The following is an 18,684-nucleotide window of genomic DNA, read 5'->3' as shown; positions in this document are numbered from 1 at the left end:
TTTCGCATTCGTTTGCTCCTTCGAAAAGTTGAGCAAACTCTACATCAGAGCGAGGGAAGTTTCGGGGGGCAGGTCACGAGTTATCGCTTGAAGATCGTACTCGAGAAGAACAAACAAGGCTCATCAATGAATTCGATCGTCTCAAGCGGGATGTAAAATCACACTTCGACAAGATTTATGATTTGGTAGGAAAACAAATGCCGGATCTTATTAAGGTTATTGAGAAGGAAGGACCGCTTGACGTTCTGGAAAGTGGCGAGAAAGAGGCGTCTTGAGCTTGCGCCCCTCGGCGTGATTACAGCAATTGCACACCATAGCGGCGATCGGACTAGGTTGAGTACATCACAACCAGTAGTCCCGTCCCAACCCTGATAAATGCTGACGCAGCAAATATATTGCTCAGGAAAGACTGCTAAGGGCTCTCCGTGGCCCTTGTTCCTGATCAAATCTCTATATGGAGAGCTCCAATAAAACCGAAAGGAAGTTTCCCATCAGCATTTTTCTGGTGTCGCCAAAACGACAGTATTAACCACTACTGAATCAGAATTTCCGTAAATATGCCCAGGAGACATATCCCTTTAGCCCACGCGCGCGTTGCAAGGAAACTCTGCACCAGCGGGTACTGCCGGTCTGTTCGCAACTATGAACTCGTAACGCGGTTCCATTTGGAAGACCCGCGATCACGTTGAAACCTATTCCGGGTCCTGCACGCAATTTCAGCATGTCTCCGTCTTCAACGCCAAAAACTTCGTATCGCCCAAGAGAAGCCGCCGCTGCCGGTTCAGCTTCGATGATGGCGCCTAGGAGAATTGCCGTTAAGACTAAAAAGATTGCACTTCGCATCACGTTAACCTGCTTGTTGCCTCAACTCCTATCGTAACGCTTCAGATCATCAAACGGAACTACCTGACAAGAGAATGTGCACTTCTTGACATGCCATTAAAGCAAAATTCTCAACTGTTCCGGAGGTCTGGTTTGTGTCGTTCGCAACTTGCTGCAAGAGCGAAGCCCCAAGTGGTGCTAGAGGTCCGGTAAGGGCTCGTTCGACCAATTGAGGCAGGCCGCAGAGAACGGTAGTTGAGTGGCGATTTCGTTGAAAAATCGTTCGTTTTCAAGTTTGAGTGTGAGCTATGAGTTTGATTTTGTTGGTGCGACCGAAGCTAACTTAGCCCTTTATCCTACGCCAGGAATTAGGCTCTGGACCCATTGGTTTCCGACTGGCGGCGTGCTTCACGGCTGAAAAAACAGCGGAGACCGGCGACGTGTGGCGACACGATACGACAGGTGCCCAAAGGTCTTCCTGTCCGCAATCGCCCTCGCAGCTCCCGTCATTTACTGGTTACGAGTCCTGAGCCTAGCGGCCTCATAGCTGATATGGCCCGTGATGATAGTTCCGCTAGTACCGTCTGCGGGGCGCAGTATCGTGACACAGTTGACCAGATGAGATGAGCACAAGGGAATTACATCGAACCTGCATCAAGTTGGCGAGCTCTGCGCCGACCACCAATCGAAACTTGTTAACCAAAGACCACAATAGGAGCCAGTACGGACAAGTGCAGACCTAAGAAGACCGCTCCGGCAGATCGAGTGTTTAGCGCAAAACCGCTTGATCAAGACTATCCCGTTGACGAAGTGCGGAGCCTAGTGCCTTGGAGTGCCGATGCATCCATTCTTGGCGATTTCGTTGTGGCGTTTGTCAAGCATCGGAAAGAATTCTATACTTGTTGCTTCCTCAATCAATCGTACGCTCACACGCCAGGTCTCGATAAAATCGTCGTGGTGATCGAAGGTTCTTCCGATATTTCGATGATCGACATTCGATGCCGCATACGCGAACATGCGGCCAGTATCGGCAAACAGCACGATTTTGAACATTCCGGCTGGAACTTCCACACCGTGTTCGCAGCGCGACTTTGGGCCACCACCGTTGGAACCGCCGCAAATAGCAGGTTGCTTGAGATCATTTAACCCGGCAATCGTAACAGTGTTCTTGCACGACCCACCTGAAGGCCCGAGTTCGAATGGATCGCCATCGTCCGCCACTGGAATCGGACCAGTTATGACATAGAGTTCCCGCCCCGATAGCGCGAGATGTTTGATATCCTCCTCAAGGAAGCGCCAGTAGCTGCCGTTAAACCCGTTTTGAATCTGCGGTACGGAATTCCCAAAGGTAAATGTTTGCTTCATCCACTCTCTTGAAGACTTGAAGTCATCAGATGCCGCATTGTGCCCACGCGCATATCCGGAATGGGTGTAGTCCTCGTCAACTGCCTTTGGTCCCTCTACATCTGCGTCTCGCCACCCGCTTGGTCTAGTGTTGTCGCCGCAGGCAATTGCGCGCGTCATTTTCTGAACAACCCAAATAGGCGCCTTGGTAGAGCCGCTATGAGCATAGCAAAACCTATCTTCACAGCGGATTTCGATGTTATCCCCTGCTTCGGTTGTATCATGGAATATGGGTAAGCCAATCCGACCCTCCAAGTCCTGCCTTATGTCGATCTCAACGACATCCGGACAGGGTTTGCCATCGGTCGTGTGAGCGATGGCGGGGTGGGCGCTTGCCAGAAGGCAAACGATGACGGCAGATGCAAGGTCAGGGCTGCGCATCACTTTTCATCCGTCTCTTTAGATGTTTCGGACGCTTTGTCGGTGTTTGAATTACTACTTTTATCGTTGTCAGCGGCGGTCTCGTCCCCCGTTTTGCTGATGGCTTTCCCTGCCAGGAACCCCGTGCCAGAAAGACCGATAAGAACCAAAACGTTCGTTGGGATATCCACCAGACGACCAGCCTCAATGGAAAGCATCAAGAAAAGACCTGCAACAACAAAAGTGAAGATCAGAAACTGAAAGCGCGACAGCGAGGCCTTCGGTTTCCCTTCTCGTTTCGCGCCGTCATCCGGCTCAGAGATAATGCCATTTAGCGGAATGTTGCCAGTTCCAATTTGATAGAGAACCGCTGCTGCAAACAAAACGATAATTGATCCAAATGCAGCAAACCCAATTATTGATATGTCGTGCGCTTGAATGAGCTCATAATGCACCGCAAAAGTGAGTATTAAAAAGAAAGCCCCGACGGCGAAGAGTACGAAAAGAATAGCTTTGTTCATGGTAGGTTCAGTCCTATTTGTCTCAGGATCTTTCCGATGAGGAACGTAGATTGGACCCCAAACAGAGCGACCAAAGTCTCAGGTGAAACATCGGGCAAGGAAGGGTTTTCGAGACCACCCGGGAGTTGATCAATAGGCGTCGTGGCGGTGGTCAAAAAGTAATAAAGCGCAAACCCAATGGTAAATAACAACAAGGTGACGCGCTCAGGCTCGGTGCGCTTTCCGCTAGTTGTCAAAAGGCCCGACATTGAGCCTCGGGTAAGCAAGACACGGTTGACAACAAGTAGACCCAACACGAGAAGCCAAAGCCCTATTGCATATTTCAATATATCGACGATCAATATCATCGTTAGCCTAAAAAAGTCGGAATGGTTGGAGTTTGTCTGAATTCTTTGCATTTGTAAACAAATGCGCGATGGGCTGACAGTAATGCAATGAGCTGAAAGTCGATATCAGTGCGCCCAAGCTATCCACAAGTTCTATTTTCGATCTTGATGTGAACAGGCCCATACCTGACGTTGCGATGCGAATTTATTTATCCATTTTATCGAGAGGATCTGATGCCGTTGCTCGTGTTCTTACATGGGATTTTCGACTTTCGATTGTCGAATGCAGATGGCGAGGAGGTTTGGCTGCCGACCGCTTCTGAATATGTGCGGTCCAGAAATCGACGAACCGACAAACTACTTGATCCCGATTTGATCGTTACGGATGTCATCCGGAGTGCAAGTTGCTGCCCTGTCTTCAAACCGATCGTAGATGATATTGAACGGATTGGTTTCACTGAGGGTCGCGCAGGTGAGCTTGGTCAGTTGGTGTTGTTCAACTATGACTAGAGAAAAGATAATCGCATTGCCGCAGAAGGTCTGACCAAAGCATTGGACGGGCTTCCGACGCCTGAGGACATAGGGTTAGTTGTCCATTCCATGTGGGGCTTGTTTGCCGATATCTTCTGGAAGCCAGAGAGTATAATGAGATGCCACGGTTTCCGCCCATTCAAACCCTCATCACCTTGGGTACACCGCAATCTGGTGCGCCCCTCGCGTTATTGCGAGCCGCGGGCCTAGAAGGTGCCATGGGGATGTCGGCTGCTGATACAAGACGTTTGGCAGCTGATGCGCGATACCCATCAGCCTAACAATTGCTTCCACCGCCCGGCACGGCATATGTTCGCGACATTAATGAGGGTGAGGACCAAGGTTTTGTAGTCGATATATTCGACCCGGAGTTTATAGAAACCCACGGTCTGTCTGCCCAAAACTTAGAAGCAAATCGCGACTTTCATTCCAAACTAGATTTGAAGAGCAAGTAGCCGTCCCATGTAGACTACTACCTCTTTGCCTCTTCAATATAGGGCACGCTCACTAGGTTTCAAACAGCTGGAGGGCAGTTGTTGCCCTTTGCGGATCCAACAGGAGGCGATGGAACTGTCAAGGACGTTAGCTACGAAGGGGCGCCGCTCGAAATCTTGTCGCTTAGAGAGAAGGCTCCGCCAAAAGGCGGTTTTCTATGAAGTCAAATTGACCGACAACGCCCTTGGTGAACCAGCACAACTTGTGTTGAGGTATCAACCAATGGCAGATGATGTTGCGCTTCGCCTTGCTTCTGAGCGACTTGCGCGTCAATTGCGCGACCTGTTGGCGGGGACGCTAGATATTGACGCTGCAATATTTGAAATCGAAAACCCAGACGGCGTGAGTTCATCGCAAGATCGCCACTACGGCACGCCATCGGTTGTGCGTCCCACAAGCAGAGGAATGCAACTTCAAAAAGTAGATCGTACCACCGGGCACACTAAGGGTCGTGTTAAAGAAGATTTGGCGGGAGAAGTGACCTTCGACCACGCATTCAAAGTTCCGATAGGTCCGGACACGGTCAAGTCGTTTCAAGGTGTGTGTGCGTTCGTGGATGCGTGGTCGATCGATTTGTTGGGCTCAAAGTTCGCTCTAAATGGCGATAGTGGATCATTAGTATATACGCTTTGGAGCAAACCCTCCGACTTTCCGTCGGACCCGATTCAGCGCGAAGAATCGTGTTATGATCTTACCCTCTGGAAAATGAGTCGCAGCCGGTCGGTAGGCTCATTTTCCAGAGGGTAGGGTCATGCAATATGACACCGGCAAACACTGCGTATTCTATCACCGATATCATATCGTCTGGTCGACGAAGTATCGCTACAAGGTGCTGACTGGTGCGTTACGTCTGCGGGTGCGCGACATCGTCCGCCAGGTCTGCCGCGAGAACGAGGTCGACATCTTGCTTGGAGTGCTGTCATCCGACCATGTCCATATGTTCGTGTCGGTGCTACCGAAGATCGCCATCTCGGATCTGGTGCGCAAGATGAAGGGCCGTTCGTCCTACATGGTGCAACGGGAGTTTCCCGTGCTGCGCTGGCTCTATTGGGGCCGACGGTTCTGCGGTAGGGGAAACTTCTCAACCACCTACGGTGCCATTACAGAGGAAATCGTCCTGCAATACCTCGAAAACCACATCGCCGATTGTACCGACGCCAGTCGGTAGTGGTTCAGTTGTCGAATTTAGAGTGAAGGACTCCGCACCAGCTGCAGTTGGACTTCTATATTCGGTGGGTAAGATCAGCGTCAAAGGTTTTATGCTGCCTCTACAGCCCGTTTTGGATGCGCTTGAAGTTGATTTGGTGAGTGGCCACAACGCTCAGTCAGATAAAGAGTTTTCTCGTTGCGATTGGGTTCTGGTCCTTGAGCCGACTTGGAATGAAGCGAAGCGATCCGTCATGATCTCTTCCGCTTTACCGTGGCGCTTCATCAATTTCTTGAGGGATTTCAATGCCGTCTGCTTGTTTCGGTGTTTGGTACCGACTGCTTCCAGCACTTCGCCCTCATGATCTACGGCCCGCCAAAGGTAATGTCTCCTGCCATTCGCCTTCACAAAAACCTCATCCATATGCCACTTCCATTTCGAGAATGCGCGCAGTTACTGGGCTCGCTTTTGTCTGATTTCGGAGGTAAATATCGGGCCGAACCTGTTCCACCAAAATCGAACAGTCTCGTGGCTCACCTTAATTCCCCGTTCGTGCAATAGGTCTTCCACGTTTCGAAGCGACAACGGGAATCGAACGCACAGCATGAGTGCCAACTTTGGCAAGTTCGGGAATGTATAGGGCGGTTTGCCCCACTCGCCCTGCCTGAAAATCTCCACGGCAATTTCCTGCAACGTCCTGTTCATTTAGATCTCCACGCTACAGCCACACCGCACGCCGAAATTCGCCTGCGACTTGGACCATTGACCCTGTTCTCTGTAGGGCGTTTTTGAAACAAGTTCGAACTTGTCTCTTACAGGATAACAATGTCGTGCGGGCCTATGTTCCTGCGTTGACCTCTGAGTTTTTGAAAAGGTGATCAAGATCGGCAACCTTACCGCCAAATCAAACATACATAACTTCTAAACGGCCAATGCAGGCCGCCCCATACGCTCGACAATTCTGCGCCGCAGAATACCCAACAGGCGGAACGTCAATTTTATCACGTTAATAAATCTGGATGTTGGCAGAACGAAGTTTATCACCGCCATTCCGATTTCAAGCCCCAAGCCCAAAGCGTTCAACATCCGTGCAATTTTGATCTTATGTATCTTAATGAGCGGCAATGTGACCTCAGGGCGTCCTATCACATAGGTTTCCGCGCTGCGGCTCAGAGAGTATTGTGAATAAACTGCTGTGATCGGGACAGATTCGCCTGACGATGTTGGACCGGGCAATGAGTATTCGCCAAACGGCTGCCCGAACAGGAAACGCTTGAACTGGAGGATTGACCGACTCATCGCGCGCGCGAGTTTCCTGAATGCGGTCAAGGGCACAAGAAGCAAGTTGCGCAGTGGTGCCACAAGATCGCGGATCGCGCGCCCGAGTCCCCTAAATCCTCTGCCAACCGCGTAAAAAGCCTGACGCAGCATTCGCAATGGCGTTTTGAAACGGGGTGGCCCTTCCGCGATGCGTCGCCGTCGCAAAATAGACCGGGATTGGGCACGCAGGTCCGGCTCCTGCTCGGCGCTGAAGGAGTTGACCATGATTGCCTCTTCCGCAAACTTTTCAATCTCGGCCTCATCCGCATGCGGGTCAGCCCCCCTGTCCAGCTTGCGCAGAATTTCAAAACTCAGCCAGTGCGGGTTGATCGCGATCATGGTGTCACCCACCCCACCAAGAAAGGTGATCAGATGTCCCTTTCGATCCGCTATCTGTCGGGCATCGCCAAGCTCCAGAAACAACCGGCGTGCGCCTTCTGCAAAAAGAGATGTCGACAGATCACCCTGATAATACCCCAACTGCCACATGCGCAGCTTGATCAAACGAACACCCAGCCGATTGTCGGGCTGGTTCACCTGATCAGCGGCCTCCATCGCCCGGGGGTTGTTTGGTGAAAACCGTTTCCGACGCAATCGGCCATCCAAGTCGATGTGCAGTTTGCGGGCGCGGACGGGCTGCAGCTTCAGGTCATCCTGGCTGCGCGCAATGAAACAGCGATCACGCCATTTCGCATTCTTACGCAGCATATCGAGAAGAAGCCGCAGGTCACCCGAGATAGCAACCCACGCATCGCTGTCGAGGCCCGGATAGTGCACGGGCGTCTCCGAACGCCATTCATCGCTGCGCAGAGCCGTCCCTGCCGGGGGCAGACCAGGACCGGTCACCAGCGCGGCGAGCCGCCTGAGGCACAGTTCATCACCTTCGGACCAGGGCTGTGAGGGCACCGGAACCGGTTCGACAGCGATCCGCCGCAGACGCGCTTTGACGACACGCGACCACAGACTTCGCTCGCCACGCTCCGGGCGCCGTTTGAACCCGGCAAGATGCGCCCGCGCCCCTTCCATTGACAAAAGCTCGGACAGGGCCTGATAAAGCGCCTCGATACCAACCTCGTCGGGTTCCTCAAGTTCTGGCATGCCGGGCCGCCGCAGCATCTGTGCGAACTCCGGAGTCGCTATCGCATCTCGCAACAGATGTCGCTCGGCCGCGGTATCAGAATCCGCGCCTGGTGTCAGGAACTGCAAGTCCTCCAGTACCTCGCGCCGGTCCTCTGGCAGGCTGTCCTCTGTCGGCTCTTCCTGAATCTCATCGGCCCGCGTTTCGTATTGCTGTTGCGTCGCCCGGAGGAGACGAAGCATGGCCTGTTGGCCCGCAGAAGGCGGGTCGCTATCCGATGGGTTGCCTGGTGTCGTCATTGCGGGCCTCAGCGTCGCTTTCCAAATAACTACAGAAGTTTGGATCCCGTGATGGCTTTGAAGAAATCCGACCGCGCGGTCTGCACACCCGTGACGGTCTCGCGGTGATGAGCCAAAAGCACATTGCCCTCGTCTGCCGCAGATTCCATGACGAATTGCACCGTATCCTTGTCCAGCCCAACATGTGTGAACGCCGCGACCTTGACCTCACCTCCGAGTTGGCCAGTGATGTTCGCATGCAGCTTTTCAAAGTTGATTTTTTTATCGCCGTCACCGACGTCGCCAATCGAGATATTGATCTCGCCGGTCAAGGTAACCACGTCGATGGACAGGATATCCTCGACAAAATCCCGGATCTTTTCGCCAAGTCTCTCGCGTGCTTCAGTCATCGTTGCTCTCCGTTTCAGAAGTTAAAACCAGTCTATCTTGAATGTCGCGTCGCGGTGTCGCCACGGCGGCGTGTGTTCGAGTTTCGAAAGAGGATAAAGCCTTTGCAACTCGGCCCCGAAGGTACTGACGCCGGGCACAAGCCCGACCTCGTATTGAAAATGCCAGAACTCGGCGCCGATGCGCGACCCACCCTTAAGGAAGCTCTTGCGCGGGCGGATCGGATGAAAGCCATGCTCGGCAAACAGTGCGGTCAGATTAACGAAGCGCCCTTTGGTGCTGAGCTTGCCGACACGGCTGCGGTCTGTTGCAACCTTCTTTAGCGTCATGTCCTTGGCATGGGTCTTTTTATACCGCGCTCGCGCGTAGACCGTCCATTTGCCTTTGTCGTTCGGGCCGGTGATCACAAAAGGATCCGTCTTCGGATCGACCATACCCGAGTAAATCTGCAGGTCGAGCGCACGCCCCAGATAATGCATCGAGGTCGCGCTACGCCCGGGCGACACTTTCGCGCCAAGGCCGCGGATACCTCCAGAAGAGGTCATGTATCCGCCGTGATCGTTGACGATGTCGCGCACTTTTTCGTAAGCGGCAGCCACGTCAGACCGAAGGTTGACGATGTCGTAGCCCAACCGCTCGCGCTCGGCTTTCGTCAGTTTCTCGTTCCACTCATCGGTGTTTGTGGTCACCCGAGACAGCCGGTAACGCGCGACCGGTTCTGACATCGCCGCTATATCATCGAAGATTACTCCGCCCGCCGCCGGCGAATCCAACTCGTTGGCGCGCCGCGCCCAAGCTTCTTCCAGCGCCTCCATCGTCGAAGGTCCGACCACACCATCGACCAGAATTCCTTCCTCTTCCTGAAAGGCTTCGACTGCGGATTCCGTGACGGGACCAAAAACGCCATCGGTGACAAGGTTGCGCACCGTCGGCTCGGCGATGGAAGCCTGTGGCTGGCCTTCTGGCTGCGTCAGGCCCTTGTATCCCAAGCCAGCCAGCATGCGCTGAACGGCGGCAACGTCGTCGCGTGGGGTGGGATGATCCGGCATCGGATACTTCAAATACATGGCTACTCCCTTCTGTCCGTTGCACCCGAGGGGGCTAAAATCTAGTCCTGTGGCGTCCGGTAACGCCCTTCGAATTTAACATGATTGTGCTCAGGCATCGTCGCCGCATAAGCCGCCAGTTCCTCACGCATTGCGCGCTGCACGCGCCGACTGGAGGAAAAGTTATCCGGAGAGTTCAGTGCGAATCCCCAGCCGGGTTCCCGCCGGATCACCGCCCAGAGCGCGCGTCCGATCTTCGCAAACCAGCTTGACGGGGTAAGGCGTAGGTCACCCGACGCATCCCGGCGTGCGACCACAGCAACACCGATGCTCACGAAGGCCCGCCGCTTGCCAAACCGGGCGGCTGATCGGGCAATAAGGTCTCGTACAGTGGTGTCATCCTCGCCCTGTGCGGCTGCCGCGCCAAGCTTGGCTTCGATGTCCTTGTAGACGAAGAACGGCTTATAGGCCGGGTGCTCGGGGTCTATTTGAATAGGCAATCGACTATGTCCTGCTTGAATTTTTCCCCCGCGTTGAGCGTTTCCAGTTTTCGTCAACCTGTCAACCGAAGGGGCGGTTTTAGAGGTGGCGGCAGATGCGCCGCCACCGGTTCATCAGACGAAATTGTTGGTATCCTTGTCATATCGCAGAGCACCGAAGGTACCGCGACCCAGAAGGTTTCGGGCACGGGTTGCGACCCGGTCGATGCGGTCGGCGAAGGTGGATGTGCGGCCGATCTTTTTTAGCGCTTTCATCGGGTTGTTGCTCTTGAGCGCATTGGCAATCTGGGCAAACGTCGTACGACCGCCGCGGCCATTATGCAGAATGTCCAGCGCCATTGCGACGATCGGCATCGCGCGACCATCAAGGCTGGTTTCGCGCGCTTCCATCTTTTGCGCGATACGGGCCACTTTCTTTTTCGCCAGTTCGACCGCGACTTCGACCTGCACACGGCGGTGCGTCTCACTGTGGCAGGCCCAGTGAATCAAACGGCTCGCGGCGCGGCGTTCGGCATCGTCAACACCATGCATATCGCCGTTGAGGTATTCCATGAACGCCCCCTGCTCACCGTCGCGGTTGGCGTTGTCGCTGCGATCCTGGGCCCCTTCCAGCGACGTCAAAACACCGCCTTCGCGCATATGCACCTTCCCCCCGGACAGCGTTAGATCCGGGAAGTATACAGCGGCCTCATCTTTCGCCAGCAGCTTACGGAAAAGCAGAATCAGGTTGTCGTTCGGGGTATGCGCCGCCAACTGGTAAAACCCGAAGGTGAACGAGGCCCGGTCATAACTGTTGAGACAGGTGAATGAGTTCCGGCTTTCCCCTTCGCCCGTGGGTTCGATCAGCGCCGCCCAAGCACCATGTTCACTTTGCCAATCGCGGTGGCTATAGGCAGGTGCGGCCTCGGCGACGAAACCGCGTGTACGGGCAAGGCCCAGAAACCCAGTGAACCTAGCCTCCGACCCAAGGTAGCGACGTGTCCCGTCGGTCGGGTCATCAAAGACCCAGCGAAAACGCCCGTTGTCGCGCGGTTCACGACGTGTCTCAACTTCGAAAGCGGCGGCACTGGGGGCGGCTGCGACCGCATCGCCATCGTCGTTCTCATCGTCCGGGTCGATGTCATCGATACTGCCAAGCCCATCCGAGGAACGGCCGACACCGCCGCCGAAACTGCTGCCCGCGCTTTCTGGTGCCGGCCATGGAACGCCGATCGCGGCGGCTGTCATTGGACCGACAACAAGATCGACTTCAGATGCCCCAAAGGCCTCTAGCTGGACGTCCCGGATGGCCCGCAACGTCTGGAACCCAATGATCCCGTCTGCGCCGGTTGAGCCGATATCAAAACCACGCGCTTCAAGTCCTTCCTGCAGATGCTGCGCGAGTTCACCGGTCGAGCCGAAGCGCACGGTGGGCGCGCGTGCCTCAACCCCGAGCGCCGCAGTACGCGTTGCCTCTCCTTCATTGAACAGCGCGTAACGAAAGCGCTGCTGACCCAGCCCATAGGCCACGTCGATAAAGGATTTCCACGCGCCTTTCTCACCCCCGGGATTTCCAACCGGCCCGCCGGGCTGACCGGCCACAACCTGACACCCCAGGCTAGAAAACTTGGGTGTGTTCATATCGATCCGGCGGCCGCAATGCAGGTTGTCGAAAGCCTGAAAGTAAAGCAGCCGGTCGTCACCCTCATAGTCGGAATCATCGCCGGTGCGCCAGATTGGCAACTTCGCGGCATTGCGGAAAGCGCGGTGAGGACCCAATGGTGAACTGATCCCGTGGTTGCCCTTTGCGTAGCGGTGATCCGAACTGCCCGGCAGATCCGTCAGATAGCATGTTGCCAACATGTTGACGCCTTCACCGTTATTGGCCACGCGGGAGGTCACACCCGATAGATGTGGCACCGTACTGCCCGGATAGAGCGCAATTCCGTTGCCCGCGTCCCACTGCCCGATCGTGCAGCGCATATGCAGAAAATCGACGCCTTTTTCCTGAACCATATGCGATGCGGCAAAACCGCCGTCGGGATCAACCGGGCTGACCCCGCGCAGGCCGAAAAAGATCATTTCGTTCGTCGGAATCTCGAAATTCGCCAAACTGAACATTGCTTCTAGATGGTCCTCGGTAAATGCAAACATCATGTTGCCCCCCGTCAAATCATGCAAAAAACTTTCATTTACAAAATGTTAATCCGCTTCAGGTAAACAAAGCGCTGGATTAATTGTGAAACGGACACTTGACCACCATATCAGCACTCAGGCTTTCGCCAAAACTGTGCGACAATCGCGCGATACGATGGTTCTTATGCACGTTCCTGCGCGCCCGGAACAATTGCCCGATCGGCCGCGTCTCATGGTAGGTGTTGAAGGCGCTGAACTTCATGCTGTGCCAGAGGTTGTCGCGTTCAGAGGGATCAACGTCATGTGGCTTGAGCGTCAGCGTCCCGATCCTTTTGAACCGCGCATGTCGCGTATCCCAAGGCAGGTCCGTGTACTCTGCGGCCATAACACATTTTGGCGGGTCCCCTTCTTGCGGTGCCGGGATCGCATCATCTGTCGCAATCTGCAGCTTCAGGTCGAACTTGATATCGGCCTGCGTTTCGCGTTTTTCCTCAAACGCGGCGGCGTGGCGCTGTGCCGGATTGCGGAAAATGCGTATCTTTTCGCCCTGCGCGTTGTCATGCGGCTCGAGCGCGAATTTCATCGCCCCGTCCCCAAGCGCATAGGGCCCGGCCGAGTAGTACCACTTGCAATCCCAGGTCCGGTTGCTTTGCGGGCTTTTGTACAGCATGTCCGTTGCAGTCTCGAAAATCTCCTGACGCCAGAAGCGGCAGACCTCAGCATCTGCGCTGTCAAACAGAACTTCCGCCAAAGACCAAAGTCCGCTCTTCATTTGGTTGGCCATCAGAAGTTGTCGCGCATCACGAAAGAAAAAACCCTGCCCGTCGGGCTGTTCCGGGTCATCCGGTGGCAAGCCCTCCGACATTAGCAGGTCGAGTTCATGCGCTGTCCCTTCGTAGATGTTGGGTACTTCTTCCGGCATTCGTAGCTTCAGCGACATCCGGTTCACGGCAATCGGCAGGTCTGGATCGTAGAGATAATTCGGGCGGGCATAAATCTTGTAGGTGCCGGGTGCACGGAACAGCCCGACTCGCAGATCGGGATGCAGCCAGCCCAGTGCATCGATCTCGAGCCTGCCACAAAGATGGCCGGTCGTGTGCCCCCAATGCGGATCGACGAAGGTCGGGTCAAGAGTACCGTCCGCTTGCAGGGCGGCGTTTTCGTCCAAGTCGGTTGTGTCCGCTACAAAACTGTCCGAGAGATCCTTGAACAACTGCACTTCATCTTCGTCTTCAACCTCCTGCGGGCGCAGGTAATCTCTGTCTTGCTGCAGCGCCGTGACGCTCGAGAAGTCACGCACAAAGTCCGTTCTGAAGAGCGGGTCCAGACCCCAGAAATCTCGTGCGCCGTTCAGCATTGCGACCAAAAGCGCCGCGCGCTTCTTCTTTTTCTCAAAAGCACTCCAATCAGCTTCGTTGCCCATAATCGTTATCCTCCAAAAATCACCCTGCTTCGCTGCGAAAGCCATTAAGCACTATATGCAAATTGCAGCATATTCTGCGCATTCAAACATCCCCCTTTCAGGGGACGGCATACTAACCGTTACTAAATGGAGCCTCGCGCGCGCCCGCGAACTCTGGTAACGTCGGTGCATTGCCAACCGTTGGACGCAAGGTGTTTAGGTGCAGGCCAGCGAATTCCGGGACTTAGTTCTGAAGATTTATAATGCCGCGCAGGAACCGCACCTGTGGCCCGATGTGCTGGACCTGATTAAGGAAAGGGTAAACGCCCGTGGCAGCATAGTTTTCGAATGGCAACTGGGGCCGGAAGGACGCAGCCTGTCTGCCCCGTTCTTCACCTCGGGATACAATCGGGACGACGTTGAAGCCTACATCACCCGCTTCTCCGGTCGGGAGTCTGCCGATCAGGACCTTTTTGAACGTCAGTCCCTGCGTATTGATGGAATTGAACTGGTCAGCGATGGCGATCTGTTCGACAACGAGGCTGACTACGTCACCCAACCCCATGTCGCCGAGATGCTCAAATTCGGTATACGCTACCGATATGGCTGCCTGCTGGACAAAGACAATCCATTCCGCGGCCGGTTTGCCATCCAGCGCAGCCGCCGCCAGGGGCCTTTCTCGGCGGAAGACCTGGATACGCTTGGGCTGCTTCTACCACATGTGGCCAAGGCGCAGGATCTGTCCCATCAACTTGCCAAAACGCGGAGTTCGAAGGATACGCTGCTGGCGGTCCTTGAGCGTCTGAACGTCGGGATCGCCATAGTCGATTCCAAGGCGCGACTTGTCGAGAAAAACGCAGTCTTCGCACAGCATTGCGCAGAGTCTCCCGCCCTACGGCAGCAGTCCGATGGCCGGATTGCGTTTCAGGATCGCGATGCGCACCGGACCTTTTCACACCTGCTCGCGGACGCCCTGAACCATGGTTTTTTTGGCGCGCGGCCGCGGAAGGAAGCGATCCTCCCCGCGTCGCTTGATCAAGGGCGGCGTTTGTGCATCGACATGATACCGCTGGCGACCATCGCCGACCTTGGCACCCGGCCCTTAGACGGGGCGCTTTTGGTCACCCGTGATACAAAACAGCCCATTCACATCGATATTGAGCTGGCTCGGCAGGTTTTTGACCTCACGGTCGCAGAGGCAGATGTACTGTGCCTAGTGTGTGAGGGGTTATCCAACACCGAGATAGCCAACTCCAGATCCCGCTCACCAGAAACAGTCAAGTCTCAGGTAAAATCCATTCTAAACAAGTCGCGTGCGAGGAATCGTACCGAATTAGTCCGCATGCTGTGCAGCTTCTCCCAGACAACGCTTGTGGCGACATAGGTCTGCCGGAAAACCTCCAACCAGTTTCGGGCAGGTATTGTAAGGTTTGTCTGACTGAAACCGCTGCAAACACGCCTTACTGCCCCTAAAAACAGACCCGTGCAGCAGATGGTTAGGTGAGTCCGGTGAACTCGTCAGTGTTGATCAAGCACATCCGCTCGTCAGAGCTCAATCAAGTGAAGTCGATGACAAAGCCAAACCTGATCACCCGTGTCAAGGCTCCTCGCTTGCGAACGGCATCGCCGAGATTGGGTCTCGGAGCCTGGCTGACGCAGCATTGCTTTGCCCGCGCTGCACGAACTCTGCTGTGCTGCGGCACGTAACCGGAGCAGTCTTTCTCTTAGATCGCATTTTCTTGGCGCTGTCAGAGGAATTCGAACCAGTCTCAGTTTTCCGCGGAAACCCTGAGCCTATCCGGAACCAAGTTCGCGCCACTCGGCGAGAGCGGCGGTGCGTGTTAGCTTGAAGGTATCTCTGCTGGCGAGCGCCTTTGCTGATTGAAGTGGTTGTAGACGGAGGAATGGACGGAGGCGAATTTCTGTAAACTTCGCATGCGCCTGAAACGCTGCATGGCGCGTTCGCGTCTTCGAAACGGGTGATGCGAATTCTCGACGCGGTTATTGAGTCACCTGCAAATCCGCTGTTTTTCGGTAGTACCAAGCTCTCTGAGAGCGGCCCGATACGATGCGAAGCGATCTGTGACGGCGTTGTCCGCTTTACCGTGTCTCTTCATCAATTTTCTGAGGAGTTTCGGTGCCGCAGCTTTGCTTCGGCGTTTGGTGACAACGGCTTCCAGCACCTCGCCTTTTCGAAATACTCTTCGATGGGCCGTCAATTTGGCTAAACTATTTCTATGACGCATCCTATGCGGAATTGCCGTCTCAGGCGGCACAAAATCTCGACTAACAGACGCATGTCCTCTGGTTTCCATGACGCCAGACTTCCGCCTTTAGCATATGGTCCGGGAGCTAACTGGCGGCCCTTACCGGTCACTCGACAAAGGATCGATTTTCTGCGCACACAGCCTGCATAGCGGAAATTTGTCAGCGGCAATCGTCAAACTCAACTTGCCCGGGCGCCACGCACGTCGAGGGGTTCGCTGATCACAACGGAACCAGACACAAACCGGCAAATCTGCAGAAAACATCAGGCATTCTACAGGTTTCCTACAAGTTTCGAATCCCGACTTTTGGCAAGAGTTCCTTCATTGAAAGCGAGATCAATGGAGACAGACAATGAACACAGCCGCCTCACTTGCCACCGCACCAGATTTGGCTGCGGTAAAGTCAAAACAACACGCTACATGGTCGTCGGGTGATTACGCCGCCGTAGGCACGACCTTGCAAATTGTCGGTGAAACCCTTGCAGAAGCGATGGATTTGCGACCGGACTCCCGCGTTCTGGATGTTGCCGCCGGAAATGGCAATGCGACCCTGGCTGCAGCGCGGAGACACTGCAATGTCGTTTCCACAGACTATGTCGCCAGTTTATTGCGCGCCGGTGCCGCCCGCGCTGAAGCCGAGCAATTAACCGTTGCATTTCGAGAAGCCGACGCAGAAGACCTACCCTTTGAGGTGGCGTCTTTTGATCACGTCACATCTACATTCGGCGTCATGTTTACGGCCAATCAACAGGCGGCTGCCGATGAAATGCTGCGCGTCTGCCGCAGCGGAGGTACCATCGGTCTTGCCAACTGGACGCCAGAAAGTTTCATAGGCGAAGTGTTTCGAACCATCGGACGGCATGTGCCGCCGGTTTGCGGCGTTCGTTCTCCATTGGAATGGGGTACCGAGGCGCGTTTGCAGGAGCTGTTTGGGGCACAAGCCCAAAAGATCAAAATCACGAAACGCCATTTCACCTTCCGTGAACGTTCACCGCAACATTGGGTGGAACGGTGGCGTGATATTTACGGCCCAATGCACAAAGCTTTTGACGCCGTCGGCGAGCGCGCACCGCAACTTGCAGCAGACCTGATCGCAGTTGCGCGGAATTACTCGACCGAAACTCAAGCTATGATTGTTCCGGCGGAATACGCCGAGATCATCATTCACCGCGCATGAAAAACCATCAGCCCGGCGGGAGTCCGCCGGGCAAGTCATTCTCAGGAGACATTCCATGCTAGGGCGGTCCGAACACCAAAGATCACTCCCGCTTTTTGACAAATATGGTGGCATGCGTGCTTTGCATTCGGTGATCATCACTTTCTATGATCGCGTGCTGGACAGCGATATTGTGGGCCCATTCTTCGACGACATCGACATGGCCAAACTGATTGATCACCAGATGAAATTCTTCGCTTCGATATTGGGCGGACCCGCAAAATACACAGATCAACGACTAGTGAGTGCACATCTTCACATGACCATAACAAACGATCAGTTCGATGAAGTTATAGCGCTATTGAGCGACACGTTGATCGAAGCAGGCTTTGCTCCTGACGATCTTTCCAAAACATTGTGCGCCGTTGAAGCGCGCCGTTCGCTGATTGTTAGGTAGTTCCATGCAAATCCAAGACATTAGTGCAAGACTATTTGGCGCCATCAATATTGGGATCTGCATCATTGACGCTGACACCGGCGTCATCGTTTCGCTGAACCAAACGTTTGAGGCATGGTTCTGCGACGCGGCACAGGGTCAGGTTTTGAATTTGGATGAGTCGTTCACTTTGAAAGACCTGCCAGACAGGGAGCCGGTGGAAGTTCGCACGAAAGTCAAACATCGGACTTTGGTTATTGAACTCAGTGTCCATAAGACGGAACACGAGGGCAACAAGTTGATCGTCATCGAAGGTCACAACATCTCGCGCCTGCGCGAGACCGAAGCCATGATCGACAGCTATGCAGCCATGGTTGACAAGCGCACCCGCGAGTTGGAGCGAGAAAACAGGCGAGTTGAAAAACTGCTTTTGAACATGATGCCAAAATCGGTTTATGAGGAGTTCATGACATTCGGATGCGTCACCCCTCGGTTGTTCGAGCCGGTAACGGTCATCATGCTGGATTTTGTGGGTTTTACCAAGATGACCGCAGCGGGCGATCCTAACGTAACCGTTTCCGAACTAAACTCTATTTTCACCGCATTCGATCAGATTGGTGAGCATCACGGCAGCGAGAGGATCAAAACCATCGGAGACTGCTACATGGCAGTGACTGGATTACCGCACTCCACGCCAGATCACGCGCTTTCAGCTGCGCGGGTCGCGGCCAAAATGATGCGCTTTCTGGAGCGGCGTAATCAAACGCACCCGCACAAATGGCGCGCTCGCATCGGCATTGCCAGCGGCTCTGTCGTAGGCTCAGTGGTCGGTGTTCAGAAATACGTCTATGATGTCTTTGGCCCTGCGGTGAACATGGCCGCGCGTTTGCAAGCTCAATCAAACCCCATGGAGATCACGATTTGCGACTCGATGCGAGACGAATTGATCGACGATTTCAAACTCAGTGAGGCCGAGACAGTCTCCTTGCGTGGATTTGGCGATACACAAATTGCGCGCCTGAAACACTACCAACCAAACAGAAAGGTCGCTTGAGCCCTTGGCGCGGGATCT

General features: G+C 54.5%; 15 protein-coding genes and 2 pseudogenes. 6 read left to right on the top strand and 11 right to left on the bottom strand.

The features are described 5' to 3' along the window. Nucleotides 1-540: 540 nt before the first annotated feature. The 3 genes from Q0816_RS26145 to Q0816_RS22645 all read right to left on the bottom strand — a co-directional run bounded on the left by Q0816_RS26145 (nt 541) and on the right by Q0816_RS22645 (nt 3,107). Nucleotides 541-723: an SH3 domain-containing protein gene (locus tag Q0816_RS26145; protein WP_367180566.1), complete on the bottom strand. Its 183-nt coding sequence runs from the start codon at nt 721-723 to the stop codon at nt 541-543. Between the two features lie 918 nt (nt 724-1,641). Then, nucleotides 1,642-2,607, bottom strand: a complete 966-nt coding sequence (locus Q0816_RS22650; RefSeq protein ID WP_298854900.1) for a DNA/RNA non-specific endonuclease — start codon at nt 2,605-2,607, stop codon at nt 1,642-1,644. After that, entirely contained in the window at nt 2,607-3,107 is a 501-nt protein-coding gene (locus Q0816_RS22645; RefSeq protein ID WP_298854898.1) for a hypothetical protein, read from the bottom strand. Before Q0816_RS22645 ends, Q0816_RS22650 begins: the two co-directional genes overlap by 1 nt. A gap of 1,520 nt (nt 3,108-4,627) precedes the next feature. On the opposite strand from Q0816_RS22645, the gene Q0816_RS22640 reads away from it, so the two are divergent. Both Q0816_RS22640 and tnpA read left to right on the top strand, forming a co-directional pair. Next, nucleotides 4,628-5,206, top strand: a complete 579-nt coding sequence (locus Q0816_RS22640; RefSeq protein ID WP_298854896.1) for a hypothetical protein — start codon at nt 4,628-4,630, stop codon at nt 5,204-5,206. A 4-nt stretch (nt 5,207-5,210) separates the two neighbouring features. Beyond that, nucleotides 5,211-5,627 (top strand): IS200/IS605 family transposase, encoded by a 417-nt coding sequence (tnpA, locus tag Q0816_RS22635; RefSeq protein WP_298854894.1) that lies wholly within the window; start codon nt 5,211-5,213, stop codon nt 5,625-5,627. Nucleotides 5,628-5,837: 210 nt separating this feature from the next. Here the strand turns inward: tnpA and Q0816_RS22630 are convergent. From Q0816_RS22630 to Q0816_RS22600, 7 genes and pseudogenes are all read right to left on the bottom strand, one after another. Continuing rightward, a pseudogene (locus Q0816_RS22630) lies at nt 5,838-6,278 on the bottom strand (transposase); the annotation flags it as partial. Nucleotides 6,279-6,527: 249 nt separating this feature from the next. Beyond that, nucleotides 6,528-8,303 (bottom strand): hypothetical protein, encoded by a 1,776-nt coding sequence (locus Q0816_RS22625; RefSeq protein WP_298854892.1) that lies wholly within the window; start codon nt 8,301-8,303, stop codon nt 6,528-6,530. Nucleotides 8,304-8,332: 29 nt separating this feature from the next. Beyond that, nucleotides 8,333-8,692, bottom strand: coding sequence for a hypothetical protein (locus Q0816_RS22620; protein WP_298854890.1), 360 nt, complete (start codon nt 8,690-8,692; stop codon nt 8,333-8,335). A 21-nt stretch (nt 8,693-8,713) separates the two neighbouring features. Beyond that, the gene (locus tag Q0816_RS22615; protein ID WP_298854888.1) at nt 8,714-9,757 is read right to left on the bottom strand and encodes a peptidoglycan-binding domain-containing protein; all 1,044 of its coding nucleotides are present in this window, start codon (nt 9,755-9,757) and stop codon (nt 8,714-8,716) included. Between the two features lie 41 nt (nt 9,758-9,798). Beyond that, entirely contained in the window at nt 9,799-10,236 is a 438-nt protein-coding gene (locus Q0816_RS22610; protein ID WP_298854886.1) for a hypothetical protein, read from the bottom strand. Nucleotides 10,237-10,350: 114 nt separating this feature from the next. After that, nucleotides 10,351-12,372, bottom strand: a complete 2,022-nt coding sequence (locus Q0816_RS22605) for a peptidoglycan-binding domain-containing protein (protein ID WP_298854884.1) — start codon at nt 12,370-12,372, stop codon at nt 10,351-10,353. 76 nt (nt 12,373-12,448) lie between these two features. Continuing rightward, entirely contained in the window at nt 12,449-13,774 is a 1,326-nt protein-coding gene (locus Q0816_RS22600; protein ID WP_298854882.1) for a hypothetical protein, read from the bottom strand. A gap of 199 nt (nt 13,775-13,973) precedes the next feature. Between Q0816_RS22600 and Q0816_RS22595 the strand changes: the two genes are divergently transcribed. Further along, entirely contained in the window at nt 13,974-15,137 is a 1,164-nt protein-coding gene (locus Q0816_RS22595) for a helix-turn-helix transcriptional regulator (RefSeq protein ID WP_298854880.1), read from the top strand. A 410-nt stretch (nt 15,138-15,547) separates the two neighbouring features. On the opposite strand, the pseudogene Q0816_RS22590 reads toward Q0816_RS22595, so the two are convergent. Further along, a pseudogene (locus Q0816_RS22590) lies at nt 15,548-15,945 on the bottom strand (DDE-type integrase/transposase/recombinase); the annotation flags it as partial. 427 nt (nt 15,946-16,372) lie between these two features. Here Q0816_RS22590 and Q0816_RS22585 point away from each other — a divergent pair. The 3 genes from Q0816_RS22585 to Q0816_RS22575 are packed head-to-tail and all read left to right on the top strand — an operon-like array spanning nt 16,373 to nt 18,666. Then, entirely contained in the window at nt 16,373-17,197 is an 825-nt protein-coding gene (locus tag Q0816_RS22585) for a class I SAM-dependent methyltransferase (protein WP_298854878.1), read from the top strand. Nucleotides 17,198-17,252: 55 nt separating this feature from the next. Continuing rightward, the gene (locus Q0816_RS22580; protein WP_298854877.1) at nt 17,253-17,633 is read left to right on the top strand and encodes a group 1 truncated hemoglobin; all 381 of its coding nucleotides are present in this window, start codon (nt 17,253-17,255) and stop codon (nt 17,631-17,633) included. A gap of 4 nt (nt 17,634-17,637) precedes the next feature. Next, nucleotides 17,638-18,666: an adenylate/guanylate cyclase domain-containing protein gene (locus Q0816_RS22575; RefSeq protein ID WP_298854875.1), complete on the top strand. Its 1,029-nt coding sequence runs from the start codon at nt 17,638-17,640 to the stop codon at nt 18,664-18,666. The last annotated feature ends 18 nt before the right edge of the window (nt 18,667-18,684 follow it).

It is taken from the genome of uncultured Ruegeria sp. (assembly GCF_947497005.1).
In the GTDB taxonomy this organism is placed as follows: domain Bacteria; phylum Pseudomonadota; class Alphaproteobacteria; order Rhodobacterales; family Rhodobacteraceae; genus Ruegeria.
This window is presented reverse-complemented; position numbering and strand designations above follow the sequence as displayed.

Bases quoted from the DNA above. Each gene is read 5' to 3' on its own strand.
- tnpA (WP_298854894.1), top strand. From the start codon at position 5,211: ATGCAATATGACACCGGCAAACACTGCGTATTCTATCACCGATATCAT.
- Q0816_RS22605 (WP_298854884.1), bottom strand. From the start codon at position 12,372: ATGATGTTTGCATTTACCGAGGACCATCTAGAAGCAATGTTCAGTTTG.
- Q0816_RS26145 (WP_367180566.1), bottom strand. From the start codon at position 723: ATGCTGAAATTGCGTGCAGGACCCGGAATAGGTTTCAACGTGATCGCG.
- Q0816_RS22585 (WP_298854878.1), top strand. From the start codon at position 16,373: ATGAACACAGCCGCCTCACTTGCCACCGCACCAGATTTGGCTGCGGTA.
- Q0816_RS22650 (WP_298854900.1), bottom strand. From the start codon at position 2,607: ATGCGCAGCCCTGACCTTGCATCTGCCGTCATCGTTTGCCTTCTGGCA.
- Q0816_RS22580 (WP_298854877.1), top strand. From the start codon at position 17,253: ATGCTAGGGCGGTCCGAACACCAAAGATCACTCCCGCTTTTTGACAAA.
- Q0816_RS22620 (WP_298854890.1), bottom strand. From the start codon at position 8,692: ATGACTGAAGCACGCGAGAGACTTGGCGAAAAGATCCGGGATTTTGTC.
- Q0816_RS22615 (WP_298854888.1), bottom strand. From the start codon at position 9,757: ATGTATTTGAAGTATCCGATGCCGGATCATCCCACCCCACGCGACGAC.
- Q0816_RS22575 (WP_298854875.1), top strand. From the start codon at position 17,638: ATGCAAATCCAAGACATTAGTGCAAGACTATTTGGCGCCATCAATATT.
- Q0816_RS22600 (WP_298854882.1), bottom strand. From the start codon at position 13,774: ATGGGCAACGAAGCTGATTGGAGTGCTTTTGAGAAAAAGAAGAAGCGC.
- Q0816_RS22645 (WP_298854898.1), bottom strand. From the start codon at position 3,107: ATGAACAAAGCTATTCTTTTCGTACTCTTCGCCGTCGGGGCTTTCTTT.
- Q0816_RS22625 (WP_298854892.1), bottom strand. From the start codon at position 8,303: ATGACGACACCAGGCAACCCATCGGATAGCGACCCGCCTTCTGCGGGC.